Annotated in this window: 1 protein-coding gene; it reads right to left on the reverse strand. The window is 31.4% G+C overall.

The annotated features are described in order from the left end of the window. Positions 1-325, reverse strand: a 325-nt coding sequence (locus L21TH_RS07180; RefSeq protein WP_034429639.1) for a reverse transcriptase domain-containing protein, incomplete at both ends; no start/stop codon positions are given.

The following is a 325-nucleotide window of genomic DNA, read 5'->3' on the forward strand; positions in this document are numbered from 1 at the left end:
AGTAGGAGACGATACTGCACTCTTTTCTTTATTGACTTTGAGTTTTAGTTTGTATTTAAGGAATTTAGTTATGCTTTCTAAGACCCTTTTTCCTGCTCTAATGCTCTTAACATAAATATTGCAATCATCGGCATATCTACAAAATTTATGTCCTCTTCTTTCTAATTCTTTGTCTAGTTCATCCAATAGTATATTGCTAAGTAGTGGACTTAGTGGACCTCCTTGTGGAGCACCTTCTTCTGTTTTAACTAGCATATCTTTTAATATTACACCTGAATTTAGATATTTTCTTATTAGTTTCAGTACTCTTTTGTCTTTTATCTTT

Origin of the sequence: Caldisalinibacter kiritimatiensis (assembly GCF_000387765.1) — a bacterium.
Taxonomy (GTDB): domain Bacteria; phylum Bacillota; class Clostridia; order Tissierellales; family Caldisalinibacteraceae; genus Caldisalinibacter; species Caldisalinibacter kiritimatiensis.